Origin of the sequence: Rhodococcus sp. P1Y, assembly GCF_003641205.1 — a bacterium.
Classification (GTDB): Bacteria; Actinomycetota; Actinomycetes; order Mycobacteriales; family Mycobacteriaceae; genus Rhodococcoides.
Genome location: NZ_CP032762.1, coordinates 4,906,499 through 4,926,170 on the forward strand (window position 1 = coordinate 4,906,499; position 19,672 = coordinate 4,926,170).

Below are 19,672 nucleotides of genomic sequence, written 5' to 3' on the forward strand. Positions count from 1 at the left end.
ACGAGCGTAGCTTCTCAGTGCTTCGAATGATTCCCCGAAGACCGCTCACTCGTTCCGCTGGAGGGATGCCCCTCCGCCTGCCCTCGCTGTGAAAATGGTCGGCGCCGGGAAACCACCCTTCGCGATGTCCGACGCGACCGCCTCGGTGATCTTCTCGGAATCGACAGACGGAACCAATGCGATGACACACCCGCCGAATCCGCCACCGGTCATGCGTGCTCCGAGGGCGCCCTGCCGGACGAGAGAATCGGCGATGAGGTCGATGTGTTCGGTGGTGATCTCGAAGTCGTCGCGCATCGATGCGTGCGACGCCGTCATCAACTGTCCAACTCGCCCGAAATCGCTGGAGTTCAGTGCCTTCGCGCAGTCGAGGACACGGTCGTTCTCGGTGAGTACGTGACGAACCCTCCGCCTGTCGGTCTCGTCGCCGATTCGGTCGAGCACGTCCACACCCTGGACCTGGCGCAGTGACCCGACGCCCAGTTCGCCGGCAGCGCGCGTACACGACTCCCGCCGCGAGCGGTACTCACCCGTCGAATGCTGATGAGCAGCATTGGAATTGACTACCACGAGCGCGAGGCCGTGCGTATCGAGGTCGAACACCACGGGTTCTACGGATGAGTCGAGAAAGTCGATCAGCATTGCTCGGTCGAGAGCACCGTTCAACGACGCCAGTTGGTCCATCAGTCCGGTCGGCGCGCCGACGAAGTCGTTCTCGCCGCGTTGAGCGAGACGCGCAACGTCGAGACGATCGAGCTCTGTGCCGGTGGCCGCGTTCATAGCCAGTAGTACCGCACACTCGAGTGCCGCCGAAGAGGACAGTCCTGCGCCGATCGGCACGTCGCTGTGCACCTTCATCGAGCCACCGACCACGCGGTGACCTGCCTGGGTCAATGCCCACACCACGCCGGCAGCGTAGGAAGACCAGCCGTCGACGTCACCGGGTGCTGCGGACAACGCGAACGACGCACCATCGCCTTCCTCCTCGCTGTGCAGGGTGATTCGGTCGGTGTCGTCCGGCTCGAATCGCACCGTCGTACGCTGCTCCAACGCGATGGGCATCGCGAAGCCGAGGTTGTAATCGGTGTGCTCGCCGATGAGATTGATTCGGCCGGGCGCCTGTGCTTCGTAGGTGTTCATAGTGCCTTCAACCGATCGGCCATCTGCTCGGGTGTCACGTCGGTGACGAACGCATCCATGGCGGACTCCGAGCCGGCCAGGAACTTCAGTTTGGTTTCCGATCGCCGCACCGACATCAGTTCGACGTGGAAGTAGCCATCGGCCTGCACCCCCTCCGACCGGTACTGATGGAGCGCCGAAATATACGGCAGCGGAGCAGGATACATTCGATCGAACCTGCCGAGTAGGTCGAGGTAGACCTCGGTGAACCCGCTCAGCTCGTTCTCGGTGAGGTCGGTCAGGTTGCGCACGTGTCGATTCGGGTAGATGTGCACCTCGACCGGCCATCGTGCAGCAAAGGGAACGAATGCGGTGAAATGCTCACCCCGCGAGATGATCCGCCTCCCGTCGGCGATCTCACCGGCGAGTATGTCCGCGAACAGGTTCCTCCCTTCGAGCTCCTCGAACTCACGCGCCTGCCTCAGCATCGACGCCGTCCGTGGCGTCAGATACGGATAGCCGTATATCTGACCGTGGGGATGCGACAGCGTCACACCGATCTCCTCACCACGGTTCTCGAAGCAAAAGACCTGTTCGACGCCATCGAGTCCCAGCAGCGCCGCCGTTCGATCTCGCCAGACGTCGACGACCAACCGGGCGTGCTCGTGACCCAATTCGGCGAACGAGGCTGTGTGGTTGCTGGAAAAGCAGACGACCTCGCACCGCCCGATTCCGGGCCCTTCCAGCGCTTCTGCGTCCAACACCGGTGCACCGTCTCCCGCGTGCGAAAGACTTGGAAAGCGATTCTCGAACGCCACGACGTCGTAATCTGCGGCGGGCACCTCGCTGCGATCTCCGTCCGGCGACGGGCACAGTGGGCACTGATCGGCCGGAGGCTTGTAGGTGCGGTCCTGCCGAAGCGCGGCGATGGCGATCCAATCCCCGGTCTGACGGTCCCGCCTGACCTCGGACTGGGTTGCCGCCGGTCGTGCGGCGAGGGGCCGCACGTCGGGAACCGGTCGAGCAACGTGGCCCGGCAACGAGTAGAACAAGATCTCCCGCCCATCGGCGAGTGCGCTCCGCACAGGGTCGTTGTTCATTGCCTCTCCGTCTCTGCCACAAGGATATTCGCCACGTGCGGCGTGAGCGCTGCACGGTCTTCGGCGCCGAGTCCGTCGTCGACGACGAGAGTGTCGACGTCCGCCATCCGCCCGAACACATTGGTGCCCACTTCGCGATATTTGGTGTTGTCCGCCAACACGAACAGCCGGCGACTCGTCGCGATGAGCCGCCGGTTCGTCTCTGCTTCGGCCATGTTCGGCGACGTCAGACCCGATTCGATGTCGAAGCCGTGCACACCGAGAAAAACCGCGTCCACCTTGAAGGCGTCGAGAGCGGCGTTCGCGATCGGCCCGACGAGAGCGTCCGACGGGGTCCGCGAACCGCCGGTGAGATACACGATCGGGTTCGGCTCGTCGGGGTGGCCGGTGAGTTCCTGGAAGATCGAAATCGAGTTGGTGACAACGGTGATCGATGCCCTCCCCCGCAGCAGACGCGCCAACTCCAAAGTGGTGGTGCCAGCACTCACCGCGATGGTCATACCGTCCTCGACCGCACCCAACGCGGCGTTGCCGATTGCGACCTTCTCGGCGTGCTGACGGGCTGCCTTCGCAGTCGACGGCGGCTCAACGCCTCGGTTTCCACGCGCGATCGCTCCACCGTGGACTTTGCGCAAGAGTTCGCGGTCGTCGAGAACGTCGAGGTCCCGCCTGATCGTCATCTCGGAGACGTCGAGCAGTTCGGCCAATTCGACGACTTTGACCGCACCCTCACTGCGGAGCGCGGCGGTGATCTTTGCATGCCGTTCGGCTGCCAGCATCGGCACCTACCTCTGGATCGGGGCACGACGGCCTTGATGAAACGAACATTACCAAACAGAAACGGACGCAATCAGGGGAATGGATGTACGCAATTGTTTGAACCTGTTACTTTGTGTTCACATCGCTCACACCAGTGAGCCAGCTCACTCAACCAGGGAGGTTGACGCGTGACGTCGACTCTTGCGGCGGAAGGCGTGCTTTCGTTCAATACGAACGCGCTGGACTACGTACTCATTGCCGTGTATTTCGTGTTCGTCCTCGGGATCGGATACGTCGCCCGAAGGCAGCTGTCGACGAGCCTCGACTTCTTCCTGTCGGGTCGACGCCTACCCGCGTGGGTCACCGGCATCGCGTTCGTCTCGGCGAACCTCGGTGCCGTCGAGATCATGGGCATGTCCGCCAACGGCGCCCAACTGGGTCTCGCGACCATGCATTACTACTGGATCGGCGCCATTCCGGCGATGCTGTTCCTGGGTATCGTCATGATGCCGTTCTATTACGGCTCGAAGGTCCGAAGCGTTCCCGAGTTCATGCGCAAGCGGTTCGACACCAAGGCCCACCTCGTCAACGCGATCAGCTTTGCCGTCGCACAGATCCTGATCGCGGGCGTCAACCTGTTCCTTCTCGCGACCGTCGTGAAAGTTCTACTCGGCTGGTCACTCTGGGTCTCCCTCATAGTGGCGGCCGCAATCGTGTTGACCTACACCGTCCTCGGTGGACTGTCCGCCGCCATCTACAACGAGGTACTCCAGTTCTTCGTCATCCTCGCTGCACTGGTACCGCTGACGATCATCGGACTGGTGAAGGTCGGCGGATGGTCGGGATTGAAGGAGAAGGTGGTCCCGACGGTTACCGACGGCACCGTGACCGCCTCCGCAACCGAGCAGCTCTCGTCCTGGCCAGGACAGGCGCTCAGCGGCTTCGACTCCCCCATCCTGTCGGTGGTGGGCATCGTGTTCGGCCTCGGATTCGTTCTATCGTTCGGCTACTGGACGACGAACTTCGTCGAGGTTCAGCGTGCGATGGCGTCGAGTTCCATGTCCGCTGCCAGGCGCGCCCCGATCATCGGTGCGATCCCGAAGATGTTGGTGCCCTTCGTAGTGGTCGTTCCCGGCATGATCGCCGCCTCCGCGATCGGCGACATGATCAACCTCAAGGAGAACGGCACCGGCGACATCACCTACAACGACGCCATGCTGTTGATGATGCGCGACATCCTGCCCAACGGATTGCTCGGCGTCGCCGTCGCAGGTTTGATGGCTGCGTTCATGGCTGGAATGGCGGCGAACATCTCGGCGTTCAACACGGTCTTCAGTTACGACCTGTGGCAGCAGTACATCGTCAAGGACCGCGAGGACGGCTACTACATCACGGTTGGACGCGTAGCCACCGTCGTTGCAACGATTCTCGCGATCTTCACCGCGCTGATCGCGTCGGGATACTCCAACCTGATGGATTACCTGCAGACACTGTTCGGCTTCTTCAACGCGCCGCTGTTCGCCACGTTCATCCTGGGTATGTTCTGGAAGCGAATGACGGCCTCCGCTGGCTGGATCGGCCTTGTCTCCGGAACTGCATCCGCCGTGTTCGTGTTCGTGCTGTCGGAGGTCGGGGTGATCAATTTGCCCGGTCAAGGCATGCCGTTCGTCGCAGCGTCCGCCGCCTTCATCGTCGACATCATCGTGAGTATCGGGGTCAGTATGGTCACGCAGCCGAAACCGGCGAAGGAACTCGTCGGATTCGTGTACTCCGAGACACCGCGGGAGATGTTCGCCGACCCGGAGGACGCCACCAACCCTTGGTACAAGCGCCCGGTTCCGTTGGCGAGCTTCGCATTGGGCCTCGTCGTCGTTCTCAACATCGTCTTCCACTGATAGGGATCAGAACATGACTACTCCCCAGAAGCAGACTCCTGGCCTCGTCGCCCGGCTCTTCGATATCCGTTCCGTCATCGGTGCATTGCTTGGCATCTACGGAATCCTGCTGACGCTGGCGGGCCTGTTCCCGTCGGTGTTCGGCAACAAGACCCACTCGTCACCGTCGAACAACGTCGTCGACATGAGCGTCGGGACCGAGGCGAACCTGTGGGTAGGTCTCGTCATGCTCGCCATCGCACTGATCTTCGGCGGATGGGCCATCGCACGGCCTGCGGTCGTCGGAGAAGCGACGGAATAGTCCAATGTGAGCGGAAATCCATAGCAGCCAGGCTTGGGCCCTGTGCATGATCGGAAGGACTATGGATTTCCGCTTACATCAGGGAGGAGCGTCCGGAGCACTGCCCACTCGCGAACATCGACCCAAGACGGGTTGGACTGCTGGGGTGATCGGAACACTTCAAGCCCTCCGAGTTCGGGGATCGAAGCCAGCATGTCCGCACCTAGCGGTTCACGAAGCAGCGGAATGTCTGTTCCGACCTTCGTCGCCGAACCAGAAATCGGGCGCCCTGTCAGCCGGCCTACACCCCATATACCGCGATGTCGCGCGCCGGTCACCCAGAACAGAACAGGCTGCCCCGCAGCCATCAGACGGCTGCGGTAGTTGGCTGCAACGCACCAGTGCTCGTGTGCTCGTCCGGCAGCCACCATCGGCTCCAGGTCGGTCTTCGACGGGTTGCACTTGATCACCCAGGCGCCGAGTGTCTGGGGAGTCACGGCGTGCGAGGTCATCCGCCAATAGTACGAAGACTCAGATGAGGCCATGTAACTCGTCGGCGCCGGTCCTGAGGAATTGAACCAATCGGTCGTTGTCCGGCGACACACGGCCCGCGATCCCCTGCACACAGAGGCCGCCAACGATGTTCGAGCTCGCCTCGCGGATCGGAACAGCAAGCGCTGCTCGGCCGATTCGCGACTCCTCGTTCTCGAACGAGATCTCGGTTGCGAGTATGCGCGCAAGTTCGGCATGCAAAGCCAACCCGTCGACAAGGGTGTGCGCCGTGACCGACTTGAGGTCCAGATCATCCAGGCCGCGCGGTCGGTACGCCAACATCAACTTGCCGATCGCATGCGCATGGGGATTGCGCAAGATGGTCGACGCGGACACGACTTCATGATCGGGATCGGTATCGACGGTACGCAGTGCGCCACCACGAAAGGACGTCACGTAGAGCCCGTGCCTGGTCTCGGCACGCATGGCGTCGAGAACCTGCGCGACTGTTTTGACAGCCTCGGAGCCCGAAGCAGCATAGGCCAGTTCGGATGTTCGTCGCCCCAGCGCGAACCCGGACAGGTCTGGAGTCCGGGCGAGGAAGCCATCGGCTACCAGATAGTTGAGCATCCGATAGGCCGTCGCGGGAGGAACCTGAGTGTGCGCCGCAATCTGTTTCGCCGTCGCACCAGCGCCGAGATATGCAACTGCCTCCAACATCCCCAATGCCTTCTGCACAGCCTTCGGCTGCTGTCCCCCGAACCCCGTACCCGTTCCGCCCCGTGACTCAGCCCGCCCTGTTCCGCCCCTCCGCGCATCGGGTCTTCCGGTCACCACCGCTACCGCCTGCGAGGGCTCGGGACGAGAACCGGCCTACCGTCGCCGTCGACGGTCAGCGAGGACGAGCCGGGCAGCAGATCTTCTGTCTCGACACTGTCGAAAATCCCGATGGCATCGATACTCCGGGGCCGGTATCGCTGCAGGACTGCGAACCATAGTGCTCCCGACGCCCCGAGCCCGACACACCACACGAGGTACATCCACGCCCCGCCACGGCCGGTGTCGACGACGGCGAACGCCAACAGACCTCCTCCCGCTGCTGCAGCGAGGATTCCGCACGCACGGGTGACGATCGTATGTTCACCGATTCGATCGAGGAAGCGCAGCGCAGCAACCGCCACCATCGTGTATCCGAGGACCAGAGCAATCTCGACCACCACGTCGTAGTTGCCTGGCGCATGGTCCGGGTCGTGCCAGAACGATCCGATCAGCGACGCGATCACGAACAGACCGATGCCGGCGTAGGGCGTGCGGAACCGCGGATGCACGCGTTCGAAGATTCCCGGAATGACCCGTTCGAGGCTCATCGAGAACAACAATCGCGAGCCCGCCTGCGCAAACCCGAGCGTCGACGCGATCCATGACGAACACACTCCGATGTTCACGGCAAGCACCAGCGTCATGCTCGCGCCGGATGCGGTGCCGCCGAAATAGGCGTCGATGAGAACGCCTGCGTGCCCACTCATTCCCGCCCATCCCGCGAAAACGTAGAGCGCACCGACGAGCAGTGGTGTCAGCAGAATCGTCGACGTCACCGTGCGCAAGGGCTTCCGTGCCTCGGGCCCGAAAAAAGCTGCGCTCTCGAAACCTGCCAGGCTCAATACCGTTTGCATCGCCAGAAAGAGGACGAAACCGATCGGGGCCGAAGCCGGGGATGCATCGACCGCCGTCTCGACCGGCGTCTGCAGCATGAGAACCGAGATCAACACGATCGTGCACACCTCGATGACCAGAATCGTCCGAGCCGCGAAGCGAACACCTCGAATCGCGACGAGACCGACCGCCGCAGCGACGACTACACACGCAAATATCGACGCGCCGGAACCAAGCTGAAGTCCGACCTCGTCGCTCAGCTTGACGAGGTTGGCACCCGAGTTCGACAGCACCGAGATCGACACCCCGACGTATCCCACCAACAGGGCCGCACCGGCGGTCAGGGTCGCGCGCTTCCCCAACCCGTGCGCAACGAAGCTGTACAAAGACCCCGACGCAGCCAGCCTGCAGGTGAACTGCCGGATACACAGAGCGACGAGCGCCATGACGACCGTTGCCCCGATGATCGCGAGCATCCCGCCCGTCCCTCCGCTCGGCGACGACATCCACAGTGCGATGAACACCATGCATGTGGCGGGTGCCATCGTCTACATGGACTGACCGATGAGATCGAACGGCGCCAGTTGCCTACGACCCAGCGCGCTCAAGGGTGAGCGCACTGGGTCGGCGGGCCGCTCGGTGAGCGCGGCCTGCTGTAGAGCTGCGCTGAGCGCGTTGGTGTTCATGTCGCTTCCTGGTGACGAGGTGGGTTCGTGCACCAGAAATGTACGACTGCCTGGTTGCACCCGTGTTTCGTCGATGACGGCTGTGTCTACTTCAAGTGAGAATCTCTTCGAAAAATTGACTATCACGGCTGCTGTTTTCGTGACACACGCCACCACGAAGACGTCAGCGACCCCCTGACCAGCACCGACATCCCGCCAGTCGTTTCCACACCGATCGACTTATCACGTAACTCGGGAGAAGCACCGACGACGCATCTCGCTCCCATGATTTGCCGAGACCACTCGAACACCTCGGGTCGGTCGGTGACGAAAGCGAGGGCGAGGATGCTCTGGGCAGCTCTTTCGAGTGCGGTCGGTGCGGTGCTGTTGGTGGCCGGACTGCCGAAGGTACGTGACCGCGAGCGGATGATTCGCGTGGTCCGCGGCTATAGAGTGCTGCCTGATGGCATGGCCTCGATCGCCGGCACTCTTTTGCCGTGGGTCGAGATCGTCCTGGGGCTGGCGCTCGTTCTCGGCGTAGCCCCGCGAGTCTCCGGATACCTCGCGGCAGCGCTGTTTGCGGTCTTCTTGGTCGGGCTGAGCGTCAATCTGATCCGGGGCAGACGCGACCTCGATTGCGGATGCTTCGCCTTCGGAGGTGGCGCCGACGAGATCGAACACATCGGGTGGCTGCACTCGGCCCGGGCTGCAGCTTTCGCGCTGGCAAGTGCCGCGACGGCGTTCACGCCCGCCGTCGCCGTTCTGGACCGAGTCGCAGGCGCAGGTATCGGTCTGTTCGCCGTCGCCGTCGTGTGTGTTGGGCTCTACGTTCGATCATTCATGTCTATGGGCCGACAACCGATCGACGACTACCTGACCAACGCCGCCATCGAGATGCGCGCCGTCTCGTCCATCAGCCGCTACTGACACTTCGTTCCGAAAGGACTGCTCGTCATGACTGTCTTCCTCTCGACCATGGTCGTTCTGCTCACCGCCGCCGTCGTCGGACTGCTTCTCATGGTTCTGGGTCTGGCTCGTGAAATCGGCCGCGTCCAAGTCCGACTCGGGCCTCTCGGTGCGCGCATGATGGACACCGGACCGAAGATCGAACAGGTTGGACCTACGTTCCACGGCCTCACCGATCATGTCGGACGCACCGTCAGTGTCGCAGGCCACCGCGATCGTCCGCAGTTGTTGCTGTTCACCGCGCCCGGGTGCTCCACGTGCAAGTCGCTCCTACCCGGAATGAAAGCAATGGCCAAGGGCGAGAGCGATATCGACATCGTGATGATCTCCGACGGCACCCCGGAAGAGCACGCCGAATTCCTCGCGGGCGCCGGCATCGGGAGCGAGATGAGCTACGTCGACGGCCGTGACGTCGGGATCGCTTACCAGGTCGGCACCACACCGTTCGGCGTGATGCTCGACGAGCACGGCAAGATCAAAGCCAAGGGACTGTGCAATCACATGGCGCAGGTCGAAAGCTTGCTCAACGCAATGGAATCCGGCACACCTTCCCTTCAGCACCTTCACACTCAGGCCGCCGCGAATCGCGTCGTCGCATAGTTTTCGCCAACACAGCAAGAACGGAGAGCACATGGACCATCACGAGCATACGAGCCCCACGGAACAGCGTTATCCCGTCGACGAGAACGTCGTGGCCGAACAGGCGGAATGGATGGCAGGGCGAGGAGGAAGCTTCGCCAGTAGATCGGGACGTAAACTCTCCGAGCGAGTCTCGCGGCGATCGATGATCTCTCGGATCGGCCGCTGGACGCTCGGGGCATCGGGAGTAGCGATTGTCAGCTCGCTCCCCGTCTCACGCGCATACGCACAGGAGACCCCTTCCGCTCCAACTCCGGAGCCTCAGGTTCCCGAATACGACGGCAGCAACCCTGCAGAATGCGACTACTGGCGCTGGTGTTCGATGGACGGAACATCCTGTGCCGCTTGCCAAGGTGGCGGACTCACCACGTGCGCGCCGGGATCGAAGCCCGGTGCCGAATTCTGGGTCGGTTGCTGCACCAACCCTGCCGACGGCAAGACCTATCTCATCGCGTACTACGACTGCTGCGGCGCACCCAGCTGCTCCAACGCGTTCTGCGGCGAACCCGATATGCAGGCATCGATGTACAACCCGGTCAGCGGCAGCTACGACCAGGAGATCATCTGGTGTGTATCGGACGAATCCCAGGCGTACACGTGCACGATGGCTCCGATCGTCGGCGCCGACTGCCAAGCCCGTCCCGCAGCACGTCCGAAGGTGGGTGCAGGTTCGTGACACGGCACCGCCGCAGAGCAGCAATTGCAGTCGCCCCACTGGCCGCCCTCTTGGCCGTAACCTCGTGCAGCTCATCTCCTGATGACGCAGAGGAGTCGGCATCGTCCACCGAAGTCACCTACCCAAGCGTCGAATTCACCGCTCCCGGTGACGGAATCGGGCTGGGCGAGGAAGATCAGGAGATCACCGGCGAGATTCCCGAGCCGCTTCACGTCGGCGAGATAACTCCTATCGGAGCCGACCAGATCCTCGGCATCGAAGGCGGCTTCGGCAAGCTCGAAATGACGGTCAACGCAATCGACCCCGCAACAGGAGAAGTCACGACACGAGTCACCGTCGGACCTGGAATCTGGGACCCAGTCGTGCACGGGTTCGTCGGCGACGCCGCCGGCGATCCAGCAATCATCGCGGCCGAGGTGTGGCGACCACGCGGCTCCCGGGGAGCCGCCGACTTCACTGTCAGTACGTACTCGGGCAACCTGCTCGAACCCAAAGAAGCGGTACTACCCGACGTCGCACGAGTACATTCCCGCGAAGGTTCGAACGCCGTGACCTCCGACGGGAAGTATTTCGTCAGCTGGGACGACGGACTGTACGGAATTCGCGTCGTCGACCTGGAGGCAGGCAAGGAATCCGGCGCTATCCGCATCGTCGGCTGTGGTCCGTTCACCTGGATGGTCGGACACGACCTCTACAGCGTGTGCGAGGACACCCGAGAACTGCTACACGTCAACATCGGTGACGACGGCGTGCCCACTGAGATCGGACGCGAAAAGGTTCTGCCGGACGACTTTGTCAGCGCCCGCAAGACCACGTTCGCCGAGGAAGCGAAGAAGGCCCTGTTGGTAAGCGAGACCGGCGACGTGTTCGTGTTCGATGTATCGGACGGGCTCCCCACCGAGACTGTCGAGCCGATCGGCAATGCAGGCGACCCGTCGGGCCGTTTCTCGGAGAACGTGATCAACGCCGACGCCACTCGACTCGCTGTCACCTACACCGACACCATCGTCCACCCGGACTCTGCCCGTGGTGGTTCCGTCGCGAAGATCGTGGTGTTCGACGCTGCGAATCTCGCACCGATTCGCACATTGACTCTCGCGGACATCGGAATCGAGAGCTTCTCGTCGATGGCCTACAGCGTCGACGGCAAGACCTTCTACGTCCTCGGCGACGGCGCCGACGTAGACGGCGAAGCACCCCAGAAGTTGGTCGGATTCGATGCCGCGACCGGCGCTGAGGTCAGCTCGGTGGACATCGACGGCGCGGTCACACCGGTCACGGGTCTGATCACACCCGAGGTGATGGAGTGATTCGACCGGATCCCCGGTTGATGCTCGGCCGACGCCGTTTCCTGTCTCTCGCGACAGCAGGCGTCGGCCTGGCAGGAATCGGCGCACTCGGCGTTACCGGATGCAGCACCGGCACCAGCGCTAAATCCGGTAACGCGGACAAGTTCGACTACATCAAGGCCACCGACCCCGAGGTCGCCGCAGCCGAGGCTGCGCGCAGTTCGACCGGCCGAACGGCCGGCTATGCGCTGGCGGCGGGTTTCGCTGCCGTCGACCTGGGCGGCCGGCTGGTGAACACCTGGACCTACGGAACCGGAGCCGTGGCACCGGAACTGAGGCTCGCTGCGGGAGACACGCTGCGAGCGTCGGTGACCAACGCGTTGCCGAGCGACACCAGCATTCACTGGCATGGCATTCGGATCCGTAACGACATGGACGGTGTACCACCGGTGACGCAGGATCCGATAGCCCCTTCCGGCACCTTCGACTACACCTTCGTCGCGTCGGACCCTGGAACTTACTGGTACCACTCGCATTCCGGATTGCAGGCCGACCGCGGACTGTTCGGCGCCTTGATCGTCGAGGATCCAAACGACGCGACCGGTGCGGACGCCGATGCCGTCCTCCTGCTGGACGATTGGGTCGACGGTCTCGGCACGACCCCCGACGCCGTGATGGCTGCGCTCAACCCCGACCTACACGGCGGTGGCCATGCAGGTCACGGCGGCGGGGCAGCTCTGATACCTGTCGGTGCCGACGAGGCCGCCGTCGCAACAGCATTGACATCTGCCGGGCATGGCGACTCCGCCGTGCTCGGCGGTATGACTCAGCACATCGCCTATCCGATGCACCTGATCAACGGCCGCCCACCCAACGATCCCGCAGTGGTGGAAGCGGCACCGGGGTCCCGCCTGCGTTTGCGCATCATCAATGCCGGAGCAGAAACGCCCTACCGATTCGCGGTCGCGGGTCACCGTATGACGGTCGTGGCGGTCGACGGTTACGACGTCGTCCCCACCGAGGCGGACGCCATCCTGATCGGAATGGCTCAACGCTACGACGTACTGGTCACGGTCGCATCCGGGGCATGGCCGGTGGTCGCAGCAGTCGAGGGCCGTGAGGGCTACGCGTCGACGGTACTCAGAAGTACCGATTCAGCTCCGATGCCGAATCCCGACGTCGGCGGTTCCATCCCCGAATTGAGCCGGGAACTCGTTCTGGAAAGTGCGCTGAGGCCCGCCGACCGCTCGAGGCTCGACACCAAGGCACCGGACCGCGACTACCAGGTGGACCTACTCCAGGCAGGTGATCGCTACGTATGGGCGATGGCCGGGGCCGACGCAGGCAAACTCGTCATGAAACAAGGTGAACGCATCCGCATCACGATGAACAACACGTCCACGATGTGGCACCCGATGCACACTCACGGGCACACGTTTGCCGTGCCGGACTACGGAGGGCTGCGCCGGGACACCGTGAACGTCCTGCCCGGGAGTTCGCTCGCCATCGAATTCGACGCCGACAACCCTGGCGAATGGATGTTTCACTGCCACAACGCCTATCACTTCGAAGCCGGAATGACGGCGAATTTGATGTACATCCGATGAGAGGGAAACGATGAAGAAGTTCCTGGTCCTTGCGATCGCACTGGCGTCACTGCTCGGCTTCACCGCCTGCAGTGGCGATTCCGGGAGTGACACCCCAGCCGCGACCGTCCGTGTCGAGAACATGAGCTACAGCCCTGCGTCGGTGACCATAAAGAAGGGCGAAACCGTCGAGTGGGTCTTCGACGACAACGGATTGCCTCACGATGTCGTCGAATCCAGTGCTGAAACGTTCAAGAGCGAGTTGCTGACCGAGGGCAGCTACTCCTACACCTTCGAGGAGGCAGGCACATTCGACTACCACTGCACTCCGCACCCGATGATGCTGGGCACGGTCGTCGTCGAGGAGTGAGAACTGTTGTCGCGTTGATTGTTCTACTGTTCGTCGCTGGATGCGCGTCCGAACCCGAGGTCGATGCGACCGTACTCATCAGCAACGTTCGCTTCGACCCTCAGGAGGTGTCCATTCCCGTCGGGGGCACCGTCGAGTGGCAATTCGCCGATGGCGGTCTTCTCCATGAGGTGCACGCGGACGGTGTGTTCGACAGTGGTGTCAACGAAGACAGCACCTTTCGTTTCACATTCGACACGCCGGGTGACGTGGAGTACCACTGCTCGATTCACCCGTACATGTCCGGAACGGTCCACGTCGGCTGACGTGAACCACTACCGAGGAGGTAACAGATGACAACAATGATCGATCACACTGCGCTGCAACACGATATGCCCCAGATCAGACCGACCCTGCAGAGTTCGGTCGGCATCGCAACTCGCACAGTCCTGGTCGCGGCCGCGGCTGCAATCGGGACAGGCGCCGCGCTGGTACTCTCCCCCACGGCTGCATCCGGCATGACTGGAGCCGTCGTAGCGGCCGGGGCTGTCACAGCACTTGCCGCCAACTGGTCGACGTGTGGCATGTCCGTAGCGGGCGTCGTCGTCGCTCCGAAGCAACCAGGCCGCACGGGGTCCTCGACGCCCGTCCGTCGCCTTGGCTGGCACGCACTCGGGTCGATCACCACGGGTTCGGTGACGGGTGGGGCGATTGGCGCACTCGGCGGCGTCGTGTTGGGATCGGTCCCCGTCGCCTCTCTGTTCGGCGTGTGGGCGGTTCTAGCTCTCGCCTACGGTCTCCACGAATTGGGTCTCGTGCGGATGCCGACGCCGATGCGTCGACAGCAGTTGCCCAGGCACCTGCGCCGCACCATGGAACCATGGAAGGTCTCGGCCCTGTTCGGCGCCATCATCGGGCCGGGATTTCTCATCTATATCCGTTCGAGTGCGTATTACTTGATGGCGCTTGGTGTGGCGGCAGCCGGATCGCCCGCGCTGGGCGCGGCAATGTTCGTGACGGTGTCGCTCGGGCGGTGCATGCCGAGCGCCCTCGCCATCGTTCACACCCGCCGCGGCGGATCGATGCCCGGCTTTCTGTCTCTGATGTGCGTCATCGACCGTCGAGTTCAAGCTCTGACAGGTGCGGTTCTGATCGGCCTCGCTGCCTTCGCAAGCACAGCACTGATCTAAGCGCTCAACGCCGCAGGTGAGTGAAAACGCATGCAGGGTATGCATTTTTACTCGCCTGCGCGTAGCGCCTTACACTTCGACCCATGATCTGGTACGTCTCCTACGGGTCCAATCTGCTGGCCGAACGGTTCCACTCCTACCTGACCGGATCCGACGCCACGGGCCCGTTCGGTGCACATCCGTCTGCGCCGTGGACAGGGCTTCCGAGCGAGGACCGCTGGTTGTGGATCGATCACGCGCTCTACTTCGCGGGCGTTTCCCAGCGATGGACCGGCTCGTCTGCATTCGTGTCACCCGAGATCGGCAGCGAACGATCCCTCGCGCACGCCTACTTGATCGAAGACAGCCAGTTCGCCCACCTCGCAGCAATCGAGAACGCTGTGGAGGCGGTACCTCTCGTCGCGCCCGACTCCATCGCCGTGGGGACCTGCGCAGTCCTGCAGATCGACACACAAGGCGACACATTCCGTGGGAAGTACGACGCCCTGCTGCGCCTTCCCGACATCAACGGAACGCCAGCTGTCACCGTCACCAGTTCCTCGGTGCGTGAGCGCGGAACGCCGGCCGATCGTTATCTCGACACGATCAGGCGCGGCATCGACTCGTCTCCGTTCGACATCGATGCTGACACCTATCTTGCCCAGGCCATAACCCGGTCGGCGACCATCTTCGTGCCATGAATCGGACAAACCAGTTCTCTCGTGCAGAAGTGTTTGAAAGCTCGGCGAACTGTCAATCCGTGTTCGGAGCGAGGCAGCCCCTCGTTTTGAAGCAGTTACGTCGACCGAAAGGCATTCGATGAGCATCAACGACGACGACATCACCACGAGCGGATCCGGCGGCGAAGGCCCGGCGGACGGCGGCTCGAACCCCAACGGCCACGACGGCGGCGCAGACGGCACCGCGGGCCCAGGCGAAGGTCCAGCCGACGGCGGCTCGAACCCCAACGGCCATGACGGCGGCGCAGACGGCACTGCTGGATCCGGCGAAGGTCCAGCCGATGGCGGCTCGAACCCCGACGGCCATGACGGCGGTGCGGACGGCACGGCTTGAGCGTCGTTCATCCCGACCAGCGCGGACCGGAGAACCGGTCCGCGCTCGGTCGTTTGGTCTCGGTGGACGAACGCACGTTCATCGAGGAGTACTGGGGCCGCGCGCCGCTGCTGTCTCGCGCAGGGGAACTGGTCCAGTCCTTCGACGATCTGATGACCGTCGAGGCCGTCGACGAACTCGTCTCGCACCGAGGTGTTCGTACACCATTCGCTCGCATGGCCAAAGACGGTGCACTTCTGGACAGGTCGGAATTCACGGCCTCCGGCGGGTTCGGCGCAGAGATGACCGATCAACTGGATTCGGCAGCTGTGCTGTCCGCATTCGCCAGCGGTCATACCCTCGTGCTGCAAGGTCTGCATCGCTTGTGGCCACCGCTCATAGATTTCGTGCGAGACCTCGTCGATGACATCGGCCATCCGGCGCAGGTCAACGCCTATGTGACGCCCGCGTCGAGCAAAGGGTTCTCACCTCACTACGACGTACACGACGTGTTCGTGCTCCAGGTCAGTGGCGAGAAGAGGTGGATCCTTCATCCGCCCGTGCACACGCATCCGCTGTCGAATCAGCCGTGGTCAGACCGGCGATCGGACGTGGAGAACCGAGCGCGTGAGACCCCTGCGGTCGATACGGTCCTACGACCCGGCGACGCGCTCTACCTACCCCGCGGCTGGATCCACTCCGCAGAGGCACTGGGCGACACGACGATTCATCTCACAGTCGGAGTCGCATCGTTCAATCGGTACGACGTCGCGCGGCAAGTGTTCGACATGCTTGCGACAGACGCCGACCTGCGCCAGCCGCTGCCGGCAGGTATCGATCTGAACGATCCGGACGCGGTACTGCCTCACGTCGATCGGATCATCGACGACCTTGCGTCGCTGCTCGACGAACTCCGCGGGGACACCACAGCACAACGCTCGATCGCGGAACGACTTGGCGCGCGGCTCACCGACATAACTCGTCCGGAACCGGTGAATCCGCTTCGGACGGTTGCGTTCATGACGGGTATCTCGGCCGACAGCCAGGTCGTCTGGCGCCAGGGGCTCGCTGCGTCGGTCAGCCGCGACTCCACCACGATCCACCTGACGCTGCGTGCAAAGACCGTCTCGCTGCCGATCGAAGCCGCCGATGCGATCGCTCAGCTTCAGACCGGAAAGCCCTGTCGCGTCGGAGATCTGGTCGGGCTCGACACCGACAGCGCCATCGTGGTGGCCCGACGTCTCCTCCGCGAAGGCATCGTGGTCCCCGCGTCGTGACACTGCCCTGCAGCAACGCTGCGCGTGAACGCGGGGATTCGCTTCCAGGCAGCGGGTCACGCGGGTTGCGGTGGTTCTTGCTGGAAGTCGATGGCCCATGGGGACATTCGGCGTTCCTGAACTCGCACAAGACACTCGATCCTGCACTGGGCCTCCGCATCGCTCGTCACGTGGAGTCTGCGGACATGCGTCTTCTCGCCATTCGCCGGCCAGGACGGGCTCGCGGTGAGGGCAGGTGGCGCTGGGCCATCGTCGATTCCCGGGTCGGTTCGACGAGTATTCACTGGGGCGAGGTCGACGCACCCGCGGACGTACTCGACGTCCCCCTGGATGGATCGTCCGGGACATCGTCGAACGTTCCGATCGTGGCGGTCTGTACACACGGCCTGCACGACAAATGTTGCGCAGTCCGCGGACGTCAGGTGATTCCTGCGCTGACCGATAGATACGCAGATCTGACGTGGGAGTGTTCCCATCTGGGCGGAGACCGATTCGCCGGCACGATGATCGTGTTCCCCGAGGGGTTGTATTACGGGAACGTCGACGAGTCCGATGCTCCGTCGATCGTCGATGCCCATCGACGTGGCTTGGTCGAACCTCAGTTCCTCCGCGGGCGGAGTTCTTTGTCCGCCGAGGTTCAAGTCGCTCAGGATCATGCCCGACGCATGCTCGGCGACAACAGGATCGATACGCTTCATCCAATTTCGACTCACCGTGACCACAACCGCTGGACGATCGTCCTCGACCACGATCGACACTCGGTGACCGTCGTACTGGAGGAGGGCGTATCCGAACCCATCACGACGACGTGTAGCGCTACGCGACCCGGGAGCGTCCGGACGTATCGTCTGGTGTCCATGGCCTAGGTCGAATTCTGCGCGGCCCGGTCGGCGAGGTTCTACGATGATCGTCGCACCCTTCGACGAGGAGACAACCATGCCCACCCGACTGAATCCGTACCTCAATTTCCGTGGCAACGCACGGGATGCCATGGAGTTCTACAAGGGAGTGTTCGGCGGTGAACTGATTCTCAACACCTTCGCCGACTTCGGTGCAAGCGATGATCCCGTCGAAAAGGACCAGATCATGCACGGCCAGCTCGAGTCACCGAGCGGCTTGACCCTGATGGGCTCCGACACACCGGCCAGCATGAACCTCAACGTCGGCGACAACATCTCCGTCTCACTGAGCGGCGAGGACGAAGCCGAGCTGACCGGCTACTGGGACAAGCTCGCCGTCGACGCTCAGAACACGATGGGCCTCGACAAAGCCCCGTGGGGCGACACCTTCGGAATGTTGACCGACAAGTTCGGAATCAACTGGCTCGTCAACATTTCGGGGTAGGCAGCTCCGCGCCACGTGAGCGAAAATACATAGCGGACTATGTATTTTCGTTCACATAGGGCCGAGGGTACCGTTAGCTGAGTGAACGAACTGGACGGGCGTCGAGTATCCATCGCCGCTGCTGCAGGGCTTGCCGCAGCTATGGGCGTAGGTAGATTTGTATTCACTCCCATCCTTCCGATCATGATCGATTCGGCGAACGTGACGCCGAGCAGCGGCGCCGTCATCGCTACGGCGAACTATGCGGGATACCTTCTGGGTGCCGTGCTCCTGTCAGTGCGGCCCGGCCTCAACAGCACCGCGGCGTTCCGCGCATGGGCACTCGTCCTGGTGCTCAGTGAGATCGCGATGGCCTTCGTCGACAACATCCCAGCGTTCTCTGCACTACGTCTCATCGCTGGATTGGCCAGCGCTGCAGTGTTCCTTGCATGCGCGAGCACGGTGGCACGTCAGATCGGCTCATCCCCCGGCATTACGTTCGGTGGCGTCGGCGCCGGAATCGCCGCATCGGGCGTGCTCACACTCGTTGCAGCGCAGCACCTCTCGTGGCAGCAGCTATGGATTGCGTCAGCGGTCCTGACTGCAGTCCTCATCGCTCCAGCTCTGACGCTGCAAATCCGCGCCGAATCTCGCTTGTCCGAACATGACTCGGGTCCCTCACCTCGGCAGCGACAGATCTGGCGCGTGCTCCTGATCGCCTACTTCCTCGAAGGCCTCGGCTACATCATCGTAGGAACGTTCCTCGTGGCTGCAGCCGGTGGCCACGGAAATTCGGCCGTCGGACCGGCGGTATGGATCGTCGTCGGGTTGGCCGCCGTGCCCGCGACCATCGTGTGGCAAGCGGTGTGCCGACGAGTTCAGATGCGCCGCGCGCTCGTGGCAGCATTCGCCCTCCAGACAGTCTCGGCGCTGCTACCTGCGTTGACCGAGAATTCCGCGGTGGCCGTCGTCTCCGCAGTGCTGTTCGGGGCCACCTTCATGGGGATCACGATGATGACGCTCTCCACGGCCGGAGGACTGCCGATCGGACGAACCGCTGCGACCCTGACCGCGGTCTACGGCGTCGGACAAGTGCTCGGTCCGCTCGTGGTGGCGCCTGCCCTCGGCGATTCTTACACCGTTGCATTCGTGGTCGCAGCTGTCGTGCTAGCTCTCGGAACTACGGCGGCGGTTGTCGCTACACGGTTGCAGCACGCATAGAGCTCGCACACGGGTCACCCAGGATGTGATCCGCGCCAAAGTAAAGATTTGCTATGCCCCGAGTCACACGTGCGTTACTGTAGGTGCACGCAGAGCAACAGTGTTGCACACAGTGCAACACATTCACTCGGAGGCAAACCCTTGGTCACTTCACACACACG

At 62.8% G+C, this 19,672-nt stretch carries 23 protein-coding genes; 16 read left to right on the plus strand and 7 right to left on the minus strand.

Going from position 1 to position 19,672, the window contains the following annotated elements:
- Positions 1 to 45: 45 nt before the first annotated feature.
- Genes D8W71_RS22560 through D8W71_RS22570 form a run of 3 tightly spaced genes read right to left on the minus strand, consistent with a single transcriptional unit; the run spans position 46 to position 2,998 of the window.
- A complete protein-coding gene (locus tag D8W71_RS22560) occupies positions 46 to 1,140 on the minus strand; it encodes a galactokinase (protein WP_121116754.1) in 1,095 nt (364 codons plus the stop codon).
- A complete protein-coding gene (galT, locus tag D8W71_RS22565) occupies positions 1,137 to 2,219 on the minus strand; it encodes a galactose-1-phosphate uridylyltransferase (protein WP_121116756.1) in 1,083 nt (360 codons plus the stop codon). Before galT ends, D8W71_RS22560 begins: the two co-directional genes overlap by 4 nt.
- Positions 2,216 to 2,998: a DeoR/GlpR family DNA-binding transcription regulator gene (locus D8W71_RS22570; protein ID WP_121116758.1), complete on the minus strand. Its 783-nt coding sequence runs from the start codon at positions 2,996 to 2,998 to the stop codon at positions 2,216 to 2,218. The genes galT and D8W71_RS22570 overlap by 4 nt, the downstream gene beginning before the upstream one ends.
- 168 nt (positions 2,999 to 3,166) lie before the next feature.
- Between D8W71_RS22570 and D8W71_RS22575 the strand changes: the two genes are divergently transcribed.
- Positions 3,167 to 4,873: a sodium:solute symporter family protein gene (locus D8W71_RS22575; protein WP_442971988.1), complete on the plus strand. Its 1,707-nt coding sequence runs from the start codon at positions 3,167 to 3,169 to the stop codon at positions 4,871 to 4,873.
- Positions 4,874 to 4,886: 13 nt separating this feature from the next.
- Positions 4,887 to 5,174, plus strand: a complete 288-nt coding sequence (locus D8W71_RS22580) for a hypothetical protein (protein WP_121116760.1) — start codon at positions 4,887 to 4,889, stop codon at positions 5,172 to 5,174.
- Positions 5,175 to 5,233: 59 nt separating this feature from the next.
- Here the strand turns inward: D8W71_RS22580 and D8W71_RS22585 are convergent, their stop codons facing one another.
- The 4 genes from D8W71_RS22585 to D8W71_RS28445 all read right to left on the minus strand — a co-directional run bounded on the left by D8W71_RS22585 (position 5,234) and on the right by D8W71_RS28445 (position 7,984).
- Complete coding sequence (locus D8W71_RS22585; RefSeq protein WP_121116762.1) at positions 5,234 to 5,665, minus strand: EVE domain-containing protein; 432 nt, start codon at positions 5,663 to 5,665, stop codon at positions 5,234 to 5,236.
- A gap of 19 nt (positions 5,666 to 5,684) precedes the next feature.
- Positions 5,685 to 6,383: an IclR family transcriptional regulator gene (locus D8W71_RS22590; RefSeq protein WP_268959875.1), complete on the minus strand. Its 699-nt coding sequence runs from the start codon at positions 6,381 to 6,383 to the stop codon at positions 5,685 to 5,687.
- A gap of 101 nt (positions 6,384 to 6,484) precedes the next feature.
- Positions 6,485 to 7,843, minus strand: a complete 1,359-nt coding sequence (locus tag D8W71_RS22595; protein WP_442971989.1) for an APC family permease — start codon at positions 7,841 to 7,843, stop codon at positions 6,485 to 6,487.
- A gap of 3 nt (positions 7,844 to 7,846) precedes the next feature.
- The gene (locus tag D8W71_RS28445) at positions 7,847 to 7,984 is read right to left on the minus strand and encodes a hypothetical protein (RefSeq protein ID WP_442971990.1); all 138 of its coding nucleotides are present in this window, start codon (positions 7,982 to 7,984) and stop codon (positions 7,847 to 7,849) included.
- A gap of 303 nt (positions 7,985 to 8,287) precedes the next feature.
- On the opposite strand from D8W71_RS28445, the gene D8W71_RS22600 reads away from it, so the two are divergent.
- The 14 genes from D8W71_RS22600 (at position 8,288) to D8W71_RS22665 (ending at position 19,511) form a co-directional block, all read left to right on the plus strand.
- Positions 8,288 to 8,890, plus strand: coding sequence for a MauE/DoxX family redox-associated membrane protein (locus D8W71_RS22600; RefSeq protein WP_236077572.1), 603 nt, complete (start codon positions 8,288 to 8,290; stop codon positions 8,888 to 8,890).
- A gap of 27 nt (positions 8,891 to 8,917) precedes the next feature.
- Positions 8,918 to 9,529: a redoxin domain-containing protein gene (locus D8W71_RS22605; RefSeq protein ID WP_121116768.1), complete on the plus strand. Its 612-nt coding sequence runs from the start codon at positions 8,918 to 8,920 to the stop codon at positions 9,527 to 9,529.
- Between the two features lie 31 nt (positions 9,530 to 9,560).
- Positions 9,561 to 10,244, plus strand: a complete 684-nt coding sequence (locus tag D8W71_RS22610) for a methylamine dehydrogenase light chain (protein ID WP_121116770.1) — start codon at positions 9,561 to 9,563, stop codon at positions 10,242 to 10,244.
- On the plus strand, positions 10,241 to 11,554 hold the full coding sequence (locus D8W71_RS22615; RefSeq protein ID WP_121116772.1) for a hypothetical protein: 1,314 nt from the start codon (positions 10,241 to 10,243) through the stop codon (positions 11,552 to 11,554). Before D8W71_RS22610 ends, D8W71_RS22615 begins: the two co-directional genes overlap by 4 nt.
- 20 nt (positions 11,555 to 11,574) lie before the next feature.
- The gene (locus D8W71_RS22620; RefSeq protein WP_121116774.1) at positions 11,575 to 13,140 is read left to right on the plus strand and encodes a multicopper oxidase family protein; all 1,566 of its coding nucleotides are present in this window, start codon (positions 11,575 to 11,577) and stop codon (positions 13,138 to 13,140) included.
- 10 nt (positions 13,141 to 13,150) lie between these two features.
- Positions 13,151 to 13,489 (plus strand): cupredoxin domain-containing protein, encoded by a 339-nt coding sequence (locus tag D8W71_RS22625; RefSeq protein ID WP_121116776.1) that lies wholly within the window; start codon positions 13,151 to 13,153, stop codon positions 13,487 to 13,489.
- Entirely contained in the window at positions 13,486 to 13,794 is a 309-nt protein-coding gene (locus D8W71_RS22630) for a biphenyl 2,3-dioxygenase (protein ID WP_121116778.1), read from the plus strand. The genes D8W71_RS22625 and D8W71_RS22630 overlap by 4 nt, the downstream gene beginning before the upstream one ends.
- A gap of 27 nt (positions 13,795 to 13,821) precedes the next feature.
- On the plus strand, positions 13,822 to 14,658 hold the full coding sequence (locus D8W71_RS22635) for a methylamine utilization protein (protein WP_121116780.1): 837 nt from the start codon (positions 13,822 to 13,824) through the stop codon (positions 14,656 to 14,658).
- A gap of 83 nt (positions 14,659 to 14,741) precedes the next feature.
- Positions 14,742 to 15,338, plus strand: coding sequence for a hypothetical protein (locus D8W71_RS22640; RefSeq protein ID WP_121116782.1), 597 nt, complete (start codon positions 14,742 to 14,744; stop codon positions 15,336 to 15,338).
- A gap of 118 nt (positions 15,339 to 15,456) precedes the next feature.
- A complete protein-coding gene (locus D8W71_RS22645; RefSeq protein WP_121116784.1) occupies positions 15,457 to 15,711 on the plus strand; it encodes a BatC protein in 255 nt (84 codons plus the stop codon).
- Entirely contained in the window at positions 15,708 to 16,967 is a 1,260-nt protein-coding gene (locus D8W71_RS22650) for a cupin domain-containing protein (protein ID WP_121116786.1), read from the plus strand. The genes D8W71_RS22645 and D8W71_RS22650 overlap by 4 nt, the downstream gene beginning before the upstream one ends.
- Complete coding sequence (locus D8W71_RS22655) at positions 16,964 to 17,833, plus strand: sucrase ferredoxin (RefSeq protein ID WP_236077573.1); 870 nt, start codon at positions 16,964 to 16,966, stop codon at positions 17,831 to 17,833. Before D8W71_RS22650 ends, D8W71_RS22655 begins: the two co-directional genes overlap by 4 nt.
- A gap of 70 nt (positions 17,834 to 17,903) precedes the next feature.
- The gene (locus tag D8W71_RS22660; RefSeq protein WP_121119781.1) at positions 17,904 to 18,311 is read left to right on the plus strand and encodes a VOC family protein; all 408 of its coding nucleotides are present in this window, start codon (positions 17,904 to 17,906) and stop codon (positions 18,309 to 18,311) included.
- A 141-nt stretch (positions 18,312 to 18,452) separates the two neighbouring features.
- On the plus strand, positions 18,453 to 19,511 hold the full coding sequence (locus D8W71_RS22665) for a YbfB/YjiJ family MFS transporter (protein WP_442972063.1): 1,059 nt from the start codon (positions 18,453 to 18,455) through the stop codon (positions 19,509 to 19,511).
- The last annotated feature ends 161 nt before the right edge of the window (positions 19,512 to 19,672 follow it).